Source organism: Streptomyces sp. NPDC053432 (assembly GCF_055585365.1).
Genome location: NZ_JBVJKF010000026.1, coordinates 69,849 through 87,341 on the forward strand (window position 1 = coordinate 69,849; position 17,493 = coordinate 87,341).

Consider the following 17,493-nt stretch of genomic DNA (forward strand, 5'->3'; position numbering starts at 1 on the left):
GTTTAGCTGCTGTCCTGCCAGGACTCTGGCGGTTTTTGGTCATGACGGTCCGGTGGGGGCGGTGTCTCGATCTTCGGGACACGCCCTGGTCAGGGCGGCGGAAAGATCTCTGGCATAACGGTCACCGGGGATGTAACTGTGATCCTCTTTCTGGATTTCATTACTGAGGGTTACCTCAAGGAATGGGAGTCCAGAATTCCGTGCCACATGCACGCAGTCTTCTGTCCGGAAGAGCACCGCGAGGTCGCGCGCTTCCCCGGCGCCGATCGTGACCGGCAGTGGTGGCCGGACGGTCACGCTCAGCGCTCGCGACGGCTGGCCGATCCGCTCCACCGTGACGGGGCTGCCGGCCCTGTTGCGCATACGGACGGTGAGCGCGAACGCGCTGCCCTCGGGGGTGGGCTCCAGCGGTTCCAGATAGGTGAGGGACACGGACTGCGACGGGGCGGGCGGCTGAGGGGCCGCGACGGGCAGCGGCCGCGTCGTGTACCAGCGGGCGGCGCCCGCGGCCAGCACGGCCGTGGCCGCCACGGTGAGGACGGCCCGGCGGTGGCGGGCGTACCGGGTGCGCAGCCACCGCACTCCGCGGGCGGCGGGCGTACGGGCCGCAGCGGGCGGCCGCTCGCGGCCCTCGGTGCCCTCGCCGGGCTCGACGGGGCCTATGCCGCTCACCAGGGCCCGCCGGTGGGGGTGCCCGCGCGGTAGCGGTCGGCGCAGTGGCGGGCGGCCTCGCGGGCGGTGTACCGGTGTGCGGCGGCGGCGCCGTTGGTGCGCTGCTCGGTCCGGGCGCCGTCGAGGACGGTGCGCAGGATCTCGTTCTGGCCGCCGGACAGGCCCATGGCCTGGTAGTCGAGGTGGACGGCGTCCTGGTCCTGGCCGGCGTCGAGGATGACCCCGGCCCAGTGGGTGATCAGGGTGGTGCACAGGTCCTGGGGCGAGGTGGTGCGGGGCGCCGGGGAGGCGGGGGTGCGGGGGGTGCAGGAGAGGAGCGCGGCGGCCAGGAGTGCCGTCGCCGCGCAGGTGGCCGTGGCGCGCCGCGGCGCCGGTCCCGATCCCATGCGGGAACGCTAGACCGGCGCCGGGGGCTGCACAACTGCTCGTGTCGGCTTGGTTGTTAAGACTCCGTGTCGCGCAGCAGGCAGGTGAGGCGGGCGGTGCAGACCCGGCGGTCCTCCTCGTCGCTGATGACGATCTCGTAGGTGGTGGTGGAGCGGCCGCGGTGGATGGGGGTGGCGACGCCGGTGACGGTGCCGGTGCGCACGCCGCGGTGGTGGGTGCAGTTGAGGTCGACGCCGACGGCGATCTTGTCGATGCCGCCGTGCATCATGGCGCCGACGGAGCCGAGGGTCTCGGCGAGGACGGCGGAGGCTCCGCCGTGGAGGAGTCCGTAGGGCTGGGTGTTGCCCTTGACGGGCATGGTGGCCACGACGCGCTCGGCGGAGGCCTCCAGGATGCGGATCTCCATGCGCTGGCCGAGGGCTCCGGCGGAGAACAGCGCGGGCAGGTCGATGCCCTTGGCGGAGTACTGGTCGAGTACGTCCTGGGGGAACTTCACTGCGTGGTCGTGACCCATGGGCCGGCTCCGTTCGTCAACGCTCGTTAACCCGATTGTCCTGGGGTCGTTCTATCAGGCCCGGTCGGGGGCGGGTCGGGCCGGTTCGAAGCGGATGACGACGGACTTGCTGGCGGGGGTGTTGCTGGTGTCGGCGGTGGAGTCGAGGGGGACCAGGACGTTGGTCTCGGGGTAGTAGGCGGCGGCGCAGCCGCGGGCGGTGGGGTAGTGGACGACGCGGAAGCCGGGTGCGCGGCGTTCGACGCCGTCGTTCCATTCGCTGATCAGGTCGGTGTACGAGCCGTCGGTGAGGCCGAGTTCGGCGGCGTCGTCGGGGTGGACCATGACGACGCGGCGGCCGCCGGTGATGCCGCGGTAGCGGTCGTCGAGGCCGTAGATGGTGGTGTTGTACTGGTCGTGGCTGCGCAGGGTCTGCAGGAGGAGCCGGCCCTGGGGGACGCGCGGGTATTCGACGGGGGCGGCGGTGAAGTTGGCCTTGCCGGTCCTGGTGGGGAAGCGGCGTTCGTCGCGGGGGGCGTGGGGGAGCCGGAAGCCGCCGGGGTGGGCGATGCGGGTGTTGAAGTCCTCGAAGCCGGGGATCACGCGGGCGATGCGGTCGCGGATGGCGGCGTAGTCCTTCTCGAACTCCTCCCAGGGGGTCCGGGAGGTGTCGCCGAGGACGGCGCGGGCCAGGCGGGCCACGATGGCGGGCTCGGAGAGCAGGTGGGGGCCGGCGGGGGCGAGGTTGCCGCGGGAGGCGTGGACCATGCCCATGGAGTCCTCGACGGTCACGAACTGCTTGCCGGTGGCCTGGACGTCCTTGTCCGTGCGGCCGAGGGTGGGCAGGATCAGGGCGCGCCTGCCGGTGACGGCGTGGGAGCGGTTGAGTTTGGTGGAGACGTGCACGGTCAGGGAGGCGCGGCGGATCGCGGCTTCGGTGACGTCGGTGTCGGGGGTGGCGCCGACGAAGTTGCCGCCCATGGCGAAGAGGACCTTGGCCCTGCCGTCGCGCAGGGCCTGGATGGAGCGGACGACGTCGTAGCCGTGCTCGCGCGGTGAGGTGATGCCGAATTCGCGGTCGAGGGCGTCGAGGAAGGCGGGGGCGGGGCGTTCGAAGATGCCCATGGTGCGGTCGCCCTGGACGTTGGAGTGGCCGCGGACGGGGCAGACGCCGGCGCCGGGGCGGCCGATGTTGCCGCGCAGGAGGAGGAGGTTGACGACCTCGCGGATGGTGGCGACGCCGTGCTTGTGCTGGGTGAGGCCCATGGCCCAGCAGACGATGGTGCGCTCGGAGGCCAGGATCATGGCCAGGGCGCGTTCGATCTCGGGGCGGGTCAGGCCGGTGGCGGTGAGGGTCTCGTCCCAGTCGGCCTTCTCGGCGGCTGCCGCGAGTTCCTCGTAGCCGTGGGTGTGTTCGCGGACGAAGGCCTCGTCGACGGCGCCGGAGCCCGCGCCGGAGGCGCTTTCGGACGCTTCGATGACGAGCTTGTTGAGGAGGCGGAAGAGGGCCTGGTCGCCGCCGATGCGGATCTGGAGGAAGAGGTCGTTCAGGGCGGTGCCCCTGAGCATGCCGACGGGGGTCTGGGGGTTCTTGAACCGCTCCATACCGGCCTCGGGCAGCGGATTCACCGAGATGATCTTCGCGCCGGCTCGCTTGGCCTTCTCCAGGGCGGAGAGCATGCGCGGGTGGTTGGTGCCCGGGTTCTGTCCGGCGACGATGATCAGGTCGGCCTGGTGGAGGTCTTCGAGGCTGACGCTGCCCTTGCCGACGCCGATGGTCTCGGTGAGCGCGGAGCCCGAGGACTCGTGGCACATGTTGGAGCAGTCGGGCAGGTTGTTGGTGCCGAACTCGCGGGCGAAGAGCTGGAAGAGGAAGGCGGCCTCGTTGCTGGTGCGGCCCGAGGTGTAGAAGAGGGCTTCGTCGGGGGAGTCGAGGGCGGTCAGCTCCTCGGCGATGATCGCGAAGGCCCGCTCCCAGGTGACGGCCTCGTACCGGTCGGCGCCTTCCGCGAGGTACACGGGTTCGGTGATGCGGCCCTGCTGGCCGAGCCAGTAGCCGGACCGGCCGGCGAGGTCGGACAGCGGGTGGGCGGCGAAGAACGCGGGGGTGACCCGGCGCAGGGTGGCTTCCTCGGCGACGGCCTTGGCGCCGTTCTCGCAGAATTCGGCGGTGTGCCGCTTGTCGCCCTCGGGCCAGGCGCAGCCGGGGCAGTCGAAGCCGTCCTTCTGGTTGACCTTGAGCAGGGTGCGGGCGGTGCGGGCCAGGCCCATCTGCTGCTGCGCGATCTTCAGGGTGTGCCCGATGGCGGGCAGGCCGGCGGCGGCGTGCTTGGGGGGCGCGACCTGCGGCGCGTCCTGTACGGGATCACCTGCGGGCGGCTTGGTGGCCATGTCGCTCCCCTTCGAGCGTACGTACGGGTGCAGCATGTTTTGCCGCACTCGGATCCTTTCACGGCCGCGGGGAAGAGGGGAGAGCGGTCCGGGGCGCGTACGGGTCCGGGCCCGTGCGCCGGGGGCGGCCGGTGGGGCGGATGCGCCGCGTGGGCCGGCCGGGGACTCCGGTGCGGGGCCGCGCCCGCCCTGGCGTCAGCCCTCGTCTCCACCGAGGGGGTGACCTCCGGCGCCGGAATTGTCAGTGCGGCGCCCTAGGATCGGGGGCGTGGCAGATTCAGCATCGAAGAAGACCGACCAGACGACCGCAGCGGACCGCCCCCGCCTGATGCTCATGGACGGGCACTCCCTGGCGTACCGGGCGTTCTTCGCGCTGCCCGCGGAGAACTTCACGACCGCTACGGGCCAGCCGACCAACGCCATCTACGGCTTCGCGTCGATGCTGGCGAACACGCTGCGCGACGAGGCGCCCACCCACTTCGCGGTGGCGTTCGACGTGTCCCGCAAGACGTGGCGTTCGACGGAGTTCCCCGAGTACAAGGCGAACCGTTCCAAGACGCCGGACGAGTTCAAGGGGCAGGTCGAGCTGATCGGCGAGCTCCTGGACGCGATGAAGGTGCCGCGGTTCGCGATCGACGGTTTCGAGGCCGACGACGTGATCGCGACGCTGGCGACGCAGGCGGAGGCGCTCGGCTTCGAGGTGCTGATCGTCACCGGCGACCGGGACTCCTTCCAGCTCGTCTCCGAGCACACCACCGTGCTGTACCCCACCAAGGGCGTCTCCGAGCTGACCCGCTTCACCCCGGAGAAGGTGCAGGAGAAGTACGGTCTCACGCCGCAGCAGTATCCGGACTTCGCGGCGCTGCGCGGCGACCCGTCCGACAACCTGCCGGGCATCCCGGGCGTCGGCGAGAAGACCGCGGCCAAGTGGATCACCCAGTTCGGGTCGTTCGCGCAGCTCGTGGAGCGCGCGGACGAGGTCAAGGGCAAGGCCGGGCAGAACTTCCGCGACCACCTGGAGGCCGTCAAGCTGAACCGGGTCCTGACCGAGATGGTCAAGGACGTGGAGCTGCCGAAGACGCCGGCCGACCTGGCCCGCGCGCCCTACGACCGGTCGGCCGTGACCGGTGTGCTGGACGTGCTGGAGATCCGCAACGCCTCGCTGCGCGAGCGGCTGCTCGCGGTGGACCCGGGCGCGGACGAGCAGCAGGCCCCGGCCCCGGTGGCGGCGGGCGTGGAGCTCGACGCCTCCGTGCTGGGCGCGGGTGAGCTGGCTCCGTGGCTGGAGGCGCACGCGGGCGGGCCGCTCGGTGTGGCGACCGTCGACAGCTGGGCGCTGGGCCAGGGCAACGTCAGCGAGATCGCGCTGGCCGCGGCCGGCGGCGCGGCCGCCTGGTTCGAGCCGTCCGGGCTGGACGAGGCGGACGAGCGGGCGTTCGCGGCCTGGGCCGCCGATGCGGCGAAGCCGAAGGTCGTGCACAACGCCAAGGGCCTGATGCGGGTGTTCCCCGAGCACGGCTGGTCCCTCCGCGGCGTCACCATGGACACCGCGCTCGCCGCGTACCTGGTCAAGCCGGGCCGCCGGTCCTTCGCGCTGGACGTGCTGTCCAACGAGTACCTGCACCGCGAGCTGGCGCCGGCCGCCGCCGACGGCCAGCTGGCCTTCGGCGCCGACGACACCGCCGAGGCGGAGGCGCTGATGGCGCAGGCCCGCGCGGTCCTGGACCTCGGCGAGGCCTTCACCGGGAAGCTCGACGAGGTGGGTGCGGCCGCGCTGCTCCACGACATGGAGCTGCCGACCTCCGAGCTGCTGGCCCGGATGGAGCGGGCCGGCATCGCCGCCGACCGCGACCACCTGGAGGCCATGGAGCAGCAGTTCGCGGGCGCCGTGCAGCAGGCCGTGAAGGAGGCGCACGCGGCGGTCGGGCACGAGTTCAACCTCGGCTCGCCCAAGCAGCTGCAGGAGGTGTTCTTCGGCGAGCTGGACCTGCCGAAGACGAAGAAGACGAAGACGGGCTACACCACGGACGCGGACGCGCTGGCCTGGCTCGCCACGCAGACCGACCACGAACTGCCGGTGATCATGCTGCGCCACCGGGAGCAGGCCAAGCTGCGCGTCACCGTCGAGGGCCTGGTCAAGACGATCGCCGCCGACGGCCGGGTGCACACCAACTTCAGCCAGACGGTCGCCGCGACCGGCCGCCTGTCGTCCACGGACCCGAACCTGCAGAACGTGCCGGTGCGCACGGACGAGGGCCGGGCGATCCGCCGCGGGTTCGTCGTCGGCGAGGGCTACGAGTCGCTGATGACGGCCGACTACAGCCAGATCGAGCTGCGCGTGATGGCCCACCTCTCCGAGGACGAGGGCCTGATCGAGGCGTTCGCCTCCGGTGAGGACCTGCACACCACGGTCGCCTCGCAGGTGTTCGGCGTGGAGCGCTCGCAGGTCGACGCCGAGATGCGCCGCAAGATCAAGGCGATGTCGTACGGTCTCGCGTACGGGCTGTCCGCGTTCGGCCTGGCCCAGCAGCTGAACATCGAGCCCGCCGAGGCGCGCGGCCTGATGGAGACCTTCTTCGAGCGGTTCGGCGGGGTCCGCGAATACCTGCAGCGCGTGGTCGACGAGGCCCGCGCCACCGGCTACACGGCCACGGTCTTCGGCCGCCGCCGCTACCTGCCCGACCTCAACAGCGACAACCGCCAGCGCCGTGAGGCCGCCGAGCGGATGGCGCTGAACGCGCCGATCCAGGGCACCGCTGCGGACATCGTCAAGGTCGCGATGCTGCGCGTGGACAAGGCGATCGCCGAGGCGGGGCTGTCGTCGCGGATGCTGCTCCAGGTCCACGACGAAATCGTGCTGGAGGTCGCCCCGGGCGAGCGGGAGCGGGTGGAGGAGCTGGTGCGCCGCGAGATGGGCGCGGCCGTCGACCTCCGGGCGCCGCTGGACGTGTCGGTGGGCGTCGGCTCCGACTGGGAGTCCGCCGCGCACTGATCGTCGTACGGACTGCCGGGCGCCCGTTCCCGCCTACGCGGTGGGGACGGGCGTCCGCGTTTCCTCCTGCGACCGGAGCCGGGCCGGGCGGTGGCGCAGCCGTACGAGGACCCCGTACAGCAGCAGGCCCACGGTGAGGCCGCCGCCCGCGCCGAAGCAGATCGTCGGGATGATGTCGAGCGGCGTGTGGATCGCGTCGAAGAAGGTGAAGAAGCGCAGTACGCGCAGCACGATCCCGACGGCCGTACACAGGAGGATGAGCGCGAGAGCGCCCCACAGCTCGGCCCGGCCGAGCACGGGGACGGAAGGCGGCTGCGGGGAGGCCGGCAGCCGCCGCAGCGCGGTGGCCGTGAACCACACCAGGACGCAGGCCGCGATCACCGACCCGCCGTACTGCAGGTACAGGTAGAGGGGGAAGCCGAACGCGAGGGGCCTGCCCAGGTCCAGCGCGTTGGTGCCCCACCGGTCGAGGTGCGTGAAGCTGTCCCACAGCACGTGCGTGCAGGACCCGATGACGGAGGAGAGGCAGAACCACAGGGCCAGCGGGGCCGGTCGGCGCCCGCGCCAGTCCTCGCCCCGTACGAAGGCGTGCACCTGGCCGCGCCGGCCGCGGGGGAGCAGGGCGAGCAGCGGCTCGCGCAGCAGCAGCCAGCACGCCGCGAGGACGGCGGTGAGCGCCGCGTCGACGGTCACGATCCCGGGCAGGGAGTGCGCGAAGGTGCCGTACGGCCTGAGGCGCGCGACGAGCGTGGCAGCGAAGTAGAAGGTGTCCGGGGCGAAGGATCCGAGGACCAGCGCCGAGCCGACGAGCGGGCCGCGTGCCCGCCCGGTCCGGCGGACGGCCGGCAGCACGGCGGCCGCGTGGCTCAGTGTGAACGGCATGGCGCGTCTCCTCGGTTCGTGGGCCCGGCCAGTATGCGGCGGCCCGTCCGTGACACCGGGAAGGACGCGTCCGGGGCCCGTGGGGCTCCCGGGAGCGCCATGGGCCACGTCACACTCCCGGGCCGGACCGGCAGGCCGGGCCGGGCGGGGTCCAACAGGCCGCCCCGGCCGAACGGTTCTCATCTCGGGTCCGCGTTGCTACGGTGCCCCAGCCCTGACGCCCTATCAGATTCCGGAGGCCCGGCATGCGCGCATTCATCGCCGCCGCCAGCGGTCTGGTCCTCGCGGTGCTCCTCGTCCTCGCCGTCACGGCGTTCGGGGCGCCCGAAGGCGAGACCTCACCCAAGCCGCTGCTCACCACCGCGCCCGCGGCGCCCGGAAAGTAAGAGGAGGGCCCGGCCGTGCGACGCAGAGCGAGCCTTGTCCTGTTGGCCCTGGCCGTCTTCTTCGCGGCCCTCGCACCGCTGCTGCGCTGGTACGCGTACCCGCGGCTCGCGAAGATCCCGCCGGAGCAGTACCAGGAGATGGTCCTGGAGGCGAAGGACGCGACCCTGCTCGACTACACGGGCGGGATGCAGCCGAAGAAGGTCGACAAGGTCACCATCGTCCAGACCCTCAAGGGCAACGTCGAGGCCTCGAAGGAGATCGAGGCCAGCGCGGGCAGGGACGTCGTCGTCTGGGACACGCTGTCCTACATCATCGGGCCGGACGGGAAGATGGTCTCCCAGATCCCCGAGCGCTACATCTTCGACGCGCACACCCAGGACCCGGTGCACGCCACCGGCGAGATGGTCGACGGGGACCCGGTCAAGCGCGAGGGCATCGAGTTCAAGTGGCCGTTCTTCACCGAGCCGCGCGACTACCTCTACTTCGACGCGCAGACCCGCACGGCGTCGCCGATGCACTACGTGGGCCCCCGCACCTACCGCGGCATGGACGTCTACCTCTTCGAGCAGACCGTCCCGTGGACCAAGGTCCCCATGCCCAAGAAGATGCCGATCGAGGGCATCGACCCCAGCACGATCGAGGCCGCCACCGGCACCACCCTCTGGTACACGGTCAAGGCCCGGTTCTGGGTGGACCCGGTCACCGGGGCGCCCGTCAACGCCGAGCAGGACATCCAGCAGGAGATGCGCGGCGGCATCGCCGCCGGTGGCCCCGACGGCAGGCTCACCGCCTTCGCCGGGCACGTGACCATCCGCGAGGACTACGCGAAGTACACGGTCGACCTCGTCGGCGCCAACCGTACGAAGGTCCTCGCGCTCCACACGTACGCGCCGGTCGGCCTGGCGGCCGGCGGGCTCGTGCTGCTCGGCCTCGCCCTGTGGCTGGAGGCCCGGGGCCGGCGGACCCGGGACTGCCTGGTCAGCGCCTGAGCCGGGCGTTGGTGTGCCGGGTGGGCTCGGCGGTCGCCGGGTCCTCCGGCCAGGGGTGCTTGGGGTAGCGGCCGCGCAGCTCGGCGCGGACGGCCCGGTAGCCGCCCTGCCAGAAGGAGGCGAGGTCGGCGGTGACGGCGGCGGGCCGCCCGGCGGGTGACAGCAGGTGCACGAGCACCGGCACGCCGGCCACCTCGGGGGTCTCGGCCAGCCCGAACAGCTCCTGGAGCTTCACCGCGAGCACCGGCTGCCCGTGCTCCGCCGAATAGTCCACCCGGATCCGGGACCCGCTGGGCACCTCCAGGCGCTGCGGTGCCAGCTCGTCCAGACGGGCGGCCTCACCGGTGGCCCAGGGCAGCAGCCGGTTCAGGGCCTGCCCGGCGTCGATCCGCGCCAGGTCGGCGCGGCGCCGGGCGCGGGACAGCTCGGGCTCCAGCCAGTCGTCGGCCCGCTCCAGCAGGGCGGCGTCGTCCGCCACGTCGGGCCAGCCGCCGCCGAGCGTGCGGTGCAGGAAGGCCAGCCGGGCCCGGAGCGCGTGCGCGTCCTCGGACCAGCGCAGCAGTCCGAGCCCCTCGGCGCGGAGGCCGTCGAGGAGGGCGGCCCGGACGAGCGCCGGGTCGGGCTCGCGCAGCGGGCGTACGGCCAGCTCGATCGCCCCCAGCCGCTCGGCGGCCCGGGCGACGAGGTCCCCGTCCTCCCAGCGGACCTCCTCGCCCTCGCTCAGCAGATGCGCGGCCGCGGCCCGGGCGGTGGCCTCGTCGACGGCCGCGGCGAGCCGGATCCGTGCCGAGGCGGAGTGCGGGGCCCGGTCGGCGACGGCCACGGCCAGCCAGGGCGTGCCGCGCAGTGGACTCCCGTCCGGGATCTCGCCCCCCGTCCCGTTGGCCATGAGGAAGGCCGTCTCGTTCCTGGCCCGGGCCACGCGCTCGGGGAACGCGAGCGCGACGACGAGCCCGGCCACGAGGTCGTCCGGTGCCGCTCCGCGGCCGGGGCTCCGCCCCGCACCCCGCTCCTCAAACTCCCCCAGACCTCGTCCGGGGGGACCCCCTGTCGGGGCTGGATTTCGGCCGCTGCCGTCCGCGCATTTAGCCTCGCCGGCGATTGAGGCGCGGGGGTCCGGGGGCGGGGCCCCCGCCGGGTCCGGGGCGGAGCCCCGGGACGGGGGGCTGGGGGCGCCGCCCACGGTTTCGGGAAGGGGCGGGGTGGGGGTGAGGCCCCGCGCAGCGGTGCCCGGGCGGGCCGAGGCGCGCGGTCGGGGGTCCGGGCCCGGCGCGGCGGCCATGGCCGCAGGGCCGGACGGGTCCGCGAGGCCGGCGGCCGGCGATTCGGGGGCCGGGGGACCGAGCGCCGCGCGCTCCAGGCGACGGGCCTCCGCACGCCAGCGGGCGGCGTACGCGTCACCGCCCCGCCGGGCCGCGCGCCACGCGGCGGCCAGGTCGTCCCCGTACTCCCGCGGCGGCTCCTCGCTCAGCAGCGCCACCACCTCCGCCGCCCGACGCGCGCCCACCGCCCCGGCGCCGTCCAGCAGCGCACGCGCCAGCCGCGGGTGCAGCCCGAGCCGCGCCATCCGCAGCCCACGCCCGGTCGGCCGCCCCGCACCGTCCACCGCGCCGACCGCCACCAGCACCTCGCGCGCGGCCGCCATCGCGCCGGCCGGCGGCGGATCCGGCAGTGCCAGCCCCGTCGCGTCCGGGTCCCCCCAGCACGCGGCCTGCAGGGCGAACTGCGTCAGGTCCGCGATCCGTATCTCCGGGGACGGGAACGCCGGCAGGCGCCCGTGCTCCGCCTCCGCCCAGCACCGGTACACCGCCCCCGGCGCCTCGCGCCCCGCCCGCCCGGCCCGCTGGCGGCCCGCCGCGCGCGAAGCCCGCACCGTCGCCAGCGCGCCCAGCCCCCGCGCATGGTCCACGCGCGGCTCGCGGGCCAGCCCGGAGTCCACGACCACCCGCACCCCGGGCACGGTCAGGCTCGACTCCGCCACCGCCGTGGACAGGATCACCCGTCGGCGCTCCGAGGCGGTCAGCGCCGCCTCCTGCACCGCCGCCGGGGCCCGGCCGTGGAGCTGCAGCACCTCCGCGTCCACCCCGCCGAGCAGACCCGCGACCCGGGAGATCTCACCGACGCCGGGCAGGAAGCACAGGACGTCCCCGGAACGTTCCGCCAGCGCCCGCCGCACCACCGACGCCACGTGCGTCAGCTGCGCGGGATCCACCCGCATCCCGTGCGGCGGCCGCACCGGCCGGGCCGGCGGCGCCCACACGGTCTCCACCGGGTACGAGACGCCGGGCGTCTCCACCACCGGAGCGCCCCCCAGCACGCGGGCCCATCCGGCCGCGTCCGTCGTCGCCGAAGCCGCCACGAGCCGCAGCTCCGGGCGCAGCGTCTCCCGTACGTCCACCAGGAACGCGGCGACGGTGTCGGCGTCCAGGTGCCGCTCGTGGCACTCGTCCAGGACGACCACGTCCACGCCGGCCAGCTCCTGGTCCCGCTGGAGCCGCTGCAGCAGCACACCGGTGGTGACCACCTCCACGAGGGCGTCGCGGCCCACGACCCGCTCCCCGCGCACCGTGAACCCCACGGACCCGCCGACGGCCTCGCCCAGCAGCCACGCCATCCGCCGCGCCGCCGCCCGCGCGGCGATCCGCCGGGGCTCGGCGACCACGACCCGCCGCCGCGGCCCGCCGCCGGCCAGGCCCGCCAGCACCAGCGGCACCAGCGTGGTCTTGCCGGTGCCGGGCGGCGCGCAGAGCACGGCCGCGCCGTGGCCGTCCAGGGCGGACGTGAGCGCGGGCACGGCCTCCCGTACGGGAAGGGCGTCGAGCGCGGACTGGCGCAGCCGGCCGTTCAACGGATCAGGCCCTCTCGCACACGAAGATCGCCGTACCGGGAATCAGGTTCCCGCGCAGCGGGGACCAGCCGCCCCACTCCTGGCTGTTCCACGCGGGCCACTCCGGCTCCACCAGGTCGACCAGGCGGAAACCGCCCGCCACCACGTCGCGGACCCGGTCACCGAGGGTGCGGTGGTGCTCCACGTACACGGCGCGGCCCCGCTCGTCCTGCTCGACGTACGGGGTCCGGTCGAAGTAGGAGGCGGCGACGGAGAGCCCCTCGGGCCCCGGCTCGTCGGGGAAGGCCCAGCGGATGGGATGGGTGACGGAGAAGACCCAGCGGCCGCCCGGGCGCAGGACGCGGTGGACCTCGCGCATGACGTTGACGGGGTCGGCGACGAAGGGGACGGCCCCGTACGCGGAGCAGGCGAGGTCGAAGGAGCCGTCGCGGAAGGGCAGGTTCCCGGCGTCGGCCTCGACCAGGGGGACGTCGTCGCCGATGCGCAGGGCGTGCTGCAGCTGGCGGTGGGAGAGGTCCAGGGCCACCGGGCGGGCGCCCTGAGCGGCGAGCCAGCGCGAGCACTGGGCGGCGCCGGCGCCGATCTCCAGGACGTCCTTGCCCTTGAGGGAGGCGGCGGGGCCGAGCAGGGCGGCCTCTGCCTCGTCCAGGCCCTCGGGGCCCCACACGAAGCGGTCGTCGCCGAGGAAGGCGCCGTGCTCGCTCTGGTACTCGTCGGCGTTGCGGTCCCACCAGCCCCGGCTGGCCCGGCTGCTCTCCGCCTCCCCGGCCTCGCGGCGCGTGGCCTCGGCCTCGTCGAAGGCGTCGAAGGCGTCGGGGAGGTCGTCGGCGAGGCCGTCGGCGGAGCCCGGATCGGCCTCGTACGCGTCTTCGGGGGCGTAGTCCTCTTGGTTCATGGGGCCCGTCGTCGTAGTGTGCGGATGTCGGTGGACGTCCGTGGTATGCGGCGGACGTCGCCGGGTGACTGCTGCAAACGTGTCGGGAGGGTCATCACGCCCTCCCCGCACACGAATTGTGCCGGATATGCGGCGATCCGCCGGGGGTGTGCGCCTTCGCGCATTGACCCTGTCCGGCGGCCCCCGTATGCTACAAGTTGCGCTGCGAGCCTGTGCTCCTCAGACCTAGCAGGCTGCGCTTGCATCTGTTGATGTCCCCTCGGTTTTCGAGGCCCTCCCCGCTTCTCGCGGATCAAGGGCTTCCTTGGCTGTCCGGCTTCATCGGCAGATGCCGATAAGGGCTCCCGGCGTAGCAGTACCTACGACTTTCTGTCCGTAACCGGAGCCCTTTCCCACATGACGAGCAGCACCGAGACCACCTCTACCACCCCGCAGGTAGCGGTCAACGACATCGGTAACGAGGAAGCCTTCCTCGCCGCGATCGACGAGACGATCAAGTACTTCAACGACGGCGACATCGTCGACGGCGTCATCGTGAAGGTCGACCGGGACGAGGTCCTGCTCGACATCGGTTACAAGACCGAAGGCGTGATCCCGAGCCGTGAGCTCTCGATCAAGCACGACGTCGACCCGAACGAGGTCGTCAAGGTCGGCGACGAGATCGAGGCGCTTGTTCTCCAGAAGGAGGACAAGGAAGGCCGTCTGATCCTGTCCAAGAAGCGCGCTCAGTACGAGCGTGCCTGGGGCACGATCGAGAAGATCAAGGAAGAAGACGGCATCGTCACCGGTACCGTCATCGAGGTCGTCAAGGGTGGTCTCATCCTCGACATCGGCCTCCGCGGCTTCCTCCCGGCCTCTCTCGTCGAGATGCGCCGTGTCCGCGACCTCCAGCCCTACGTGGGCAAGGAGCTCGAGGCGAAGATCATCGAGCTGGACAAGAACCGCAACAACGTGGTCCTGTCCCGCCGTGCCTGGCTCGAGCAGACCCAGTCCGAGGTCCGCCAGACGTTCCTCACCACCCTGCAGAAGGGTCAGGTCCGCTCCGGCGTCGTGTCCTCGATCGTCAACTTCGGTGCCTTCGTGGACCTGGGTGGCGTCGACGGTCTCGTCCACGTCTCCGAGCTGTCCTGGAAGCACATCGACCACCCGTCCGAGGTTGTCGAGGTCGGCCAGGAAGTCACCGTCGAGGTCCTCGACGTCGACATGGACCGCGAGCGCGTCTCCCTGTCGCTGAAGGCGACGCAGGAAGACCCGTGGCAGCAGTTCGCCCGGACCCACCAGATCGGTCAGGTCGTCCCGGGTAAGGTCACCAAGCTGGTTCCGTTCGGTGCGTTCGTCCGCGTGGACGAGGGCATCGAGGGCCTGGTCCACATCTCCGAGCTGGCCGAGCGCCACGTGGAGATCCCGGAGCAGGTCGTCCAGGTCAACGACGAGATCTTCGTCAAGGTCATCGACATCGACCTCGAGCGTCGCCGGATCTCGCTGTCGCTGAAGCAGGCCAACGAGTCCTTCGGTGCCGACCCGGCGTCGGTCGAGTTCGACCCGACCCTGTACGGCATGGCCGCGTCCTACGACGACCAGGGCAACTACATCTACCCCGAGGGCTTCGACCCCGAGACCAACGACTGGCTCGAGGGCTACGAGAAGCAGCGCGAGGCCTGGGAGACCCAGTACGCCGAGGCGCAGCAGCGCTTCGAGCAGCACCAGGCCCAGGTCATCAAGAGCCGCGAGGCCGACGAGGCCGCTGCCGCCGAGGGTGCTGCCGCCCCGGCCGCCGGTGGCAACGCCGGTGCGGGCATCTCGGGTGGTTCCTACTCCTCGGAGTCGGACGAGACCTCCGGCGCCCTGGCGTCGGACGAGGCCCTGGCCGCGCTCCGCGAGAAGCTGGCCGGCGGCCAGAGCTGATCGCAGTGCGCACACGCCTCCGGGCGTGAGCCGAGCCGGTTGAGTTGAAAAGTGAGGCCCGTCCCCTTCGGGGGGCGGGCCTCACTTCGTCGCCGACCGTTCCCCTCTTCTACGGACTGTTGCCAACTCGGGAATGGCGGGGCCCTCTTGGGCGTTCCTTCCAGAGAACGCAGCGAGGGAGGAGTGGTGACGGTGCTTGATCCACAGGGGTTGTACGAATGGGACGCCAAGGGCCTGGCGGTGGCCGACCTGGCGCTCGCCCAGGACTCGGCCGGGCTGGTCATGCTGTACCACTTCGAGGGGTACATCGACGCGGGTGAGACCGGCGAGCAGATCGTCGAGCGGCTCCTGGACACCCTGCCCCACCAGGTGGTGGCCCGCTTCGACGCGGACCGGCTGGTGGACTACCGGGCCCGCCGCCCGCTGCTGACCTTCAAGCGCGACCACTGGACCGAGTTCGAGGCGCCCGAGCTGGAGGTCCGGCTCGTCCAGGACGCCACCGGAGCCCCCTTCCTGCTGCTCTCCGGCCCCGAGCCGGACGTGGAGTGGGAGCGCTTCGCCGTCGCCGTCCGGCAGATCGTCGAGCGGCTCGGCGTGCGGCTCTCGGTCAACTTCCACGGCATCCCGATGGGCGTCCCGCACACCCGTCCCGTGGGCATCACACCGCACGGCAACCGGACCGACCTCATGCCGGGCCACCGCAGCCCCTTCGACGAGGCGCAGGTCCCGGGCAGCGCCGAGTCGCTCGTGGAGTTCCGGCTGTCGCAGGCCGGGCACGACGTACTGGGCGTCGCCGCGCACGTACCGCACTACGTGGCCCGTTCCCCCTACCCCGACGCGGCGCTGACGGCGCTGGAGGCCATCACCGCGGCGACCGGGCTGGTCCTGCCGGCGGTGGCGCACGCGCTGCGGACCGAGGCGCACCGTACGCAGACGGAGATCGACCGGCAGATCCGCGAGGGCGACGAGGAGCTCGTCAACCTGGTGCAGGGGCTGGAGCACCAGTACGACGCGGCCGCCGGCGCCGAGACCAGGGGCAACATGATCGCCGAGCCGGCCGAGATCCCGTCGGCGGAGGAGATCGGCCGCGAGTTCGAGCGGTTCCTTGCCGAGCGCGAGGGCGAAGGCTGAGCGGGCCGCCGGGGGCGGTGGCGCCGGACGGGGTGGCGCGGGGGGCTGTGGGCCCGCCGCCGGCGGGGGCTAGGCTTCGGGCATGCTGAAGGTGGGCCTGACGGGCGGAATCGGTGCCGGCAAGAGCGAGGTCTCTCGACTGCTGGCGGGGTACGGGGCGGTCGTCGTGGACGCCGACCGCATCGCACGGGAGGTCGTGGAGCCGGGCACGCCCGGGCTCGCGGCCGTCGTCGAGGCCTTCGGGGAGTCGGTGCTGACCCCGCAGGGCACGCTGGACCGGCCGAAGCTCGGTTCCGTGGTCTTCGCCGACCAGGCAAAGCTCCGGACGCTGAACGCGATCGTCCACCCGCTGGTCGGGGCCCGGTCGGCCGAGCTGGAGGCCGCCGCGGGGTCCGACGCGATCGTGGTGCACGACGTACCCCTGCTCACGGAGAACGGGCTGGCCCCGCTCTACGACCTGGTGGTCGTGGTGGACGCCGCACCCCGGACGCAGCTGGCGCGGCTCACCGGCCTGCGCGGAATGCCCGAAGCGGAGGCCGAGGCCCGCATGGCCGCACAGGCCACCCGTGAGCAGCGGCTGGCGGTGGCGACCCTCGTGATCGACAACGACGGGCCGCTGGAGGCGCTGGAACCGCAGGTGCGCAAGGTGTGGGAGGAACTCACGGAACGGGCGGCGGCTGCGGCCGGGCAGGGCCCGCGCGGGGCGGCGGCGGACGGCAACGCCTGACGTGTGCATGGAATAGCGGTCGGGGCGGGGGCGTTGAACGCGCCCGTAGAGGGAAGGATCCATCCGTGTCCGAGTCCACGCGCCCCACGCCGCCCGCCAGCCCCGAGACCCACGTCATCGACTACCGGGCCGCCGAGCAGCTGCTCGCCGCCCGCGATCCGCGCGGCGCGGTCAAGCTGCTCGACTCGGTCATAGCCGCCCACCCGGAGAACACGGCGGCCCGGCTGCTGCGGGCCCGCGCCTTCTTCGCCGCGGCCCAACTGCGCGCGGCGGAGCTGGAGTTCGAGCTGGTGCTGGAGCGTGAGCCGGACAACGCCTTCGCGCACTTCGCGCTCGCCCGCACCCATGAGCGCTCCGGCCGCCACGACCGGGCCCGCAAACACTTCCGGCTGGCGGCGGCCCTCGACCCGCAGCCGGAGTACCTGCGGGCGGCCCGCTTCGAGGACTGAGCCTCAGCGCTCGCGCGGCGGCTCGTACGGGGGGATGTCCCGGCCCGGCTGGTAGTGCGGGCCCTGGTGGATGTGCCGCAGGACCACGGCCATGTCCACCGCCGCCAGGACGAAGACCACGGCGCAGGCCGCCGCCCACCCGGGACGGCCGACCAGCGAGAACGCGGCCGCGCCGGCGGCGCTCCAGAGCAGCCCCCACAGGCTCAGCCAGAACCGCAGCCGCAGCGGACTGCGGGCGGTCACCGGCTCGTTCCCGGAACGCACGACCATCGCTCATCGCCTCTCGGTTCCATGGTCCCACCGCGGGCGGGTTCCCCGCGGATCCGCGGGCCGGGGCGTTGTCAG

The 17,493-nt window shown here is 72.8% G+C and carries 15 protein-coding genes; 7 read left to right on the forward strand and 8 right to left on the reverse strand.

All coding sequences use genetic code 11. The features are described 5' to 3' along the window. Nucleotides 1-39: 39 nt before the first annotated feature. From ACZ6Y1_RS32100 to ACZ6Y1_RS32115, 4 genes are read right to left on the reverse strand one after another with little or no spacing between them, the layout of a single operon-like run. The gene (locus ACZ6Y1_RS32100) at nucleotides 40-672 is read right to left on the reverse strand and encodes a Tat pathway signal sequence domain protein (protein ID WP_469638070.1); all 633 of its coding nucleotides are present in this window, start codon (nucleotides 670-672) and stop codon (nucleotides 40-42) included. Further along, the gene (locus ACZ6Y1_RS32105) at nucleotides 669-1,058 is read right to left on the reverse strand and encodes a hypothetical protein (RefSeq protein WP_469638073.1); all 390 of its coding nucleotides are present in this window, start codon (nucleotides 1,056-1,058) and stop codon (nucleotides 669-671) included. Before ACZ6Y1_RS32105 ends, ACZ6Y1_RS32100 begins: the two co-directional genes overlap by 4 nt. Before the next feature lie 56 nt (nucleotides 1,059-1,114). Continuing rightward, entirely contained in the window at nucleotides 1,115-1,573 is a 459-nt protein-coding gene (locus tag ACZ6Y1_RS32110; protein ID WP_469638074.1) for a PaaI family thioesterase, read from the reverse strand. A gap of 54 nt (nucleotides 1,574-1,627) precedes the next feature. Beyond that, nucleotides 1,628-3,943, reverse strand: a complete 2,316-nt coding sequence (locus ACZ6Y1_RS32115; RefSeq protein ID WP_469638077.1) for an FdhF/YdeP family oxidoreductase — start codon at nucleotides 3,941-3,943, stop codon at nucleotides 1,628-1,630. Nucleotides 3,944-4,211: 268 nt separating this feature from the next. On the opposite strand from ACZ6Y1_RS32115, the gene polA reads away from it, so the two are divergent. Then, nucleotides 4,212-6,935, forward strand: coding sequence for a DNA polymerase I (gene polA, locus ACZ6Y1_RS32120; protein WP_469638080.1), 2,724 nt, complete (start codon nucleotides 4,212-4,214; stop codon nucleotides 6,933-6,935). A gap of 33 nt (nucleotides 6,936-6,968) precedes the next feature. Here the strand turns inward: polA and ACZ6Y1_RS32125 are convergent, their stop codons facing one another. Further along, complete coding sequence (locus ACZ6Y1_RS32125) at nucleotides 6,969-7,817, reverse strand: DUF4184 family protein (protein WP_469638083.1); 849 nt, start codon at nucleotides 7,815-7,817, stop codon at nucleotides 6,969-6,971. A gap of 245 nt (nucleotides 7,818-8,062) precedes the next feature. Between ACZ6Y1_RS32125 and ACZ6Y1_RS32130 the strand changes: the two genes are divergently transcribed. Continuing rightward, a complete protein-coding gene (locus tag ACZ6Y1_RS32130) occupies nucleotides 8,063-8,203 on the forward strand; it encodes an SPW_0924 family protein (protein ID WP_469638086.1) in 141 nt (46 codons plus the stop codon). Nucleotides 8,204-8,218: 15 nt separating this feature from the next. After that, nucleotides 8,219-9,193 carry a cell envelope lipid trafficking protein PgfA gene (pgfA, locus tag ACZ6Y1_RS32135; protein ID WP_469638089.1) on the forward strand — a complete coding sequence of 325 codons (975 nt, stop codon included), beginning with the start codon at nucleotides 8,219-8,221 and terminating at the stop codon, nucleotides 9,191-9,193. Here the strand turns inward: pgfA and ACZ6Y1_RS32140 are convergent. Together ACZ6Y1_RS32140 and ACZ6Y1_RS32145 are read right to left on the reverse strand one after the other, a co-directional pair. Continuing rightward, nucleotides 9,183-12,041: an ATP-dependent RNA helicase gene (locus ACZ6Y1_RS32140; RefSeq protein WP_469638093.1), complete on the reverse strand. Its 2,859-nt coding sequence runs from the start codon at nucleotides 12,039-12,041 to the stop codon at nucleotides 9,183-9,185. The genes pgfA and ACZ6Y1_RS32140 overlap by 11 nt on opposite strands. 4 nt (nucleotides 12,042-12,045) lie before the next feature. After that, nucleotides 12,046-12,936: a class I SAM-dependent methyltransferase gene (locus ACZ6Y1_RS32145; RefSeq protein WP_469638097.1), complete on the reverse strand. Its 891-nt coding sequence runs from the start codon at nucleotides 12,934-12,936 to the stop codon at nucleotides 12,046-12,048. Between the two features lie 396 nt (nucleotides 12,937-13,332). Here ACZ6Y1_RS32145 and rpsA point away from each other — a divergent pair, with 396 nt between their 5' ends. From rpsA to ACZ6Y1_RS32165, 4 genes are all read left to right on the forward strand, one after another. Continuing rightward, nucleotides 13,333-14,841 (forward strand): 30S ribosomal protein S1, encoded by a 1,509-nt coding sequence (gene rpsA / locus ACZ6Y1_RS32150; protein WP_327413389.1) that lies wholly within the window; start codon nucleotides 13,333-13,335, stop codon nucleotides 14,839-14,841. 192 nt (nucleotides 14,842-15,033) lie between these two features. After that, nucleotides 15,034-15,972 carry a PAC2 family protein gene (locus ACZ6Y1_RS32155; RefSeq protein WP_469638101.1) on the forward strand — a complete coding sequence of 313 codons (939 nt, stop codon included), beginning with the start codon at nucleotides 15,034-15,036 and terminating at the stop codon, nucleotides 15,970-15,972. An 82-nt stretch (nucleotides 15,973-16,054) separates the two neighbouring features. After that, entirely contained in the window at nucleotides 16,055-16,699 is a 645-nt protein-coding gene (gene coaE / locus ACZ6Y1_RS32160; protein WP_469638103.1) for a dephospho-CoA kinase, read from the forward strand. A 65-nt stretch (nucleotides 16,700-16,764) separates the two neighbouring features. Next, complete coding sequence (locus ACZ6Y1_RS32165) at nucleotides 16,765-17,148, forward strand: tetratricopeptide repeat protein (protein WP_469638106.1); 384 nt, start codon at nucleotides 16,765-16,767, stop codon at nucleotides 17,146-17,148. A gap of 3 nt (nucleotides 17,149-17,151) precedes the next feature. On the opposite strand, the gene ACZ6Y1_RS32170 is transcribed toward ACZ6Y1_RS32165, so the two are convergent. Then, complete coding sequence (locus ACZ6Y1_RS32170; RefSeq protein ID WP_469638109.1) at nucleotides 17,152-17,418, reverse strand: DUF6343 family protein; 267 nt, start codon at nucleotides 17,416-17,418, stop codon at nucleotides 17,152-17,154. Nucleotides 17,419-17,493 lie beyond the last annotated feature (75 nt).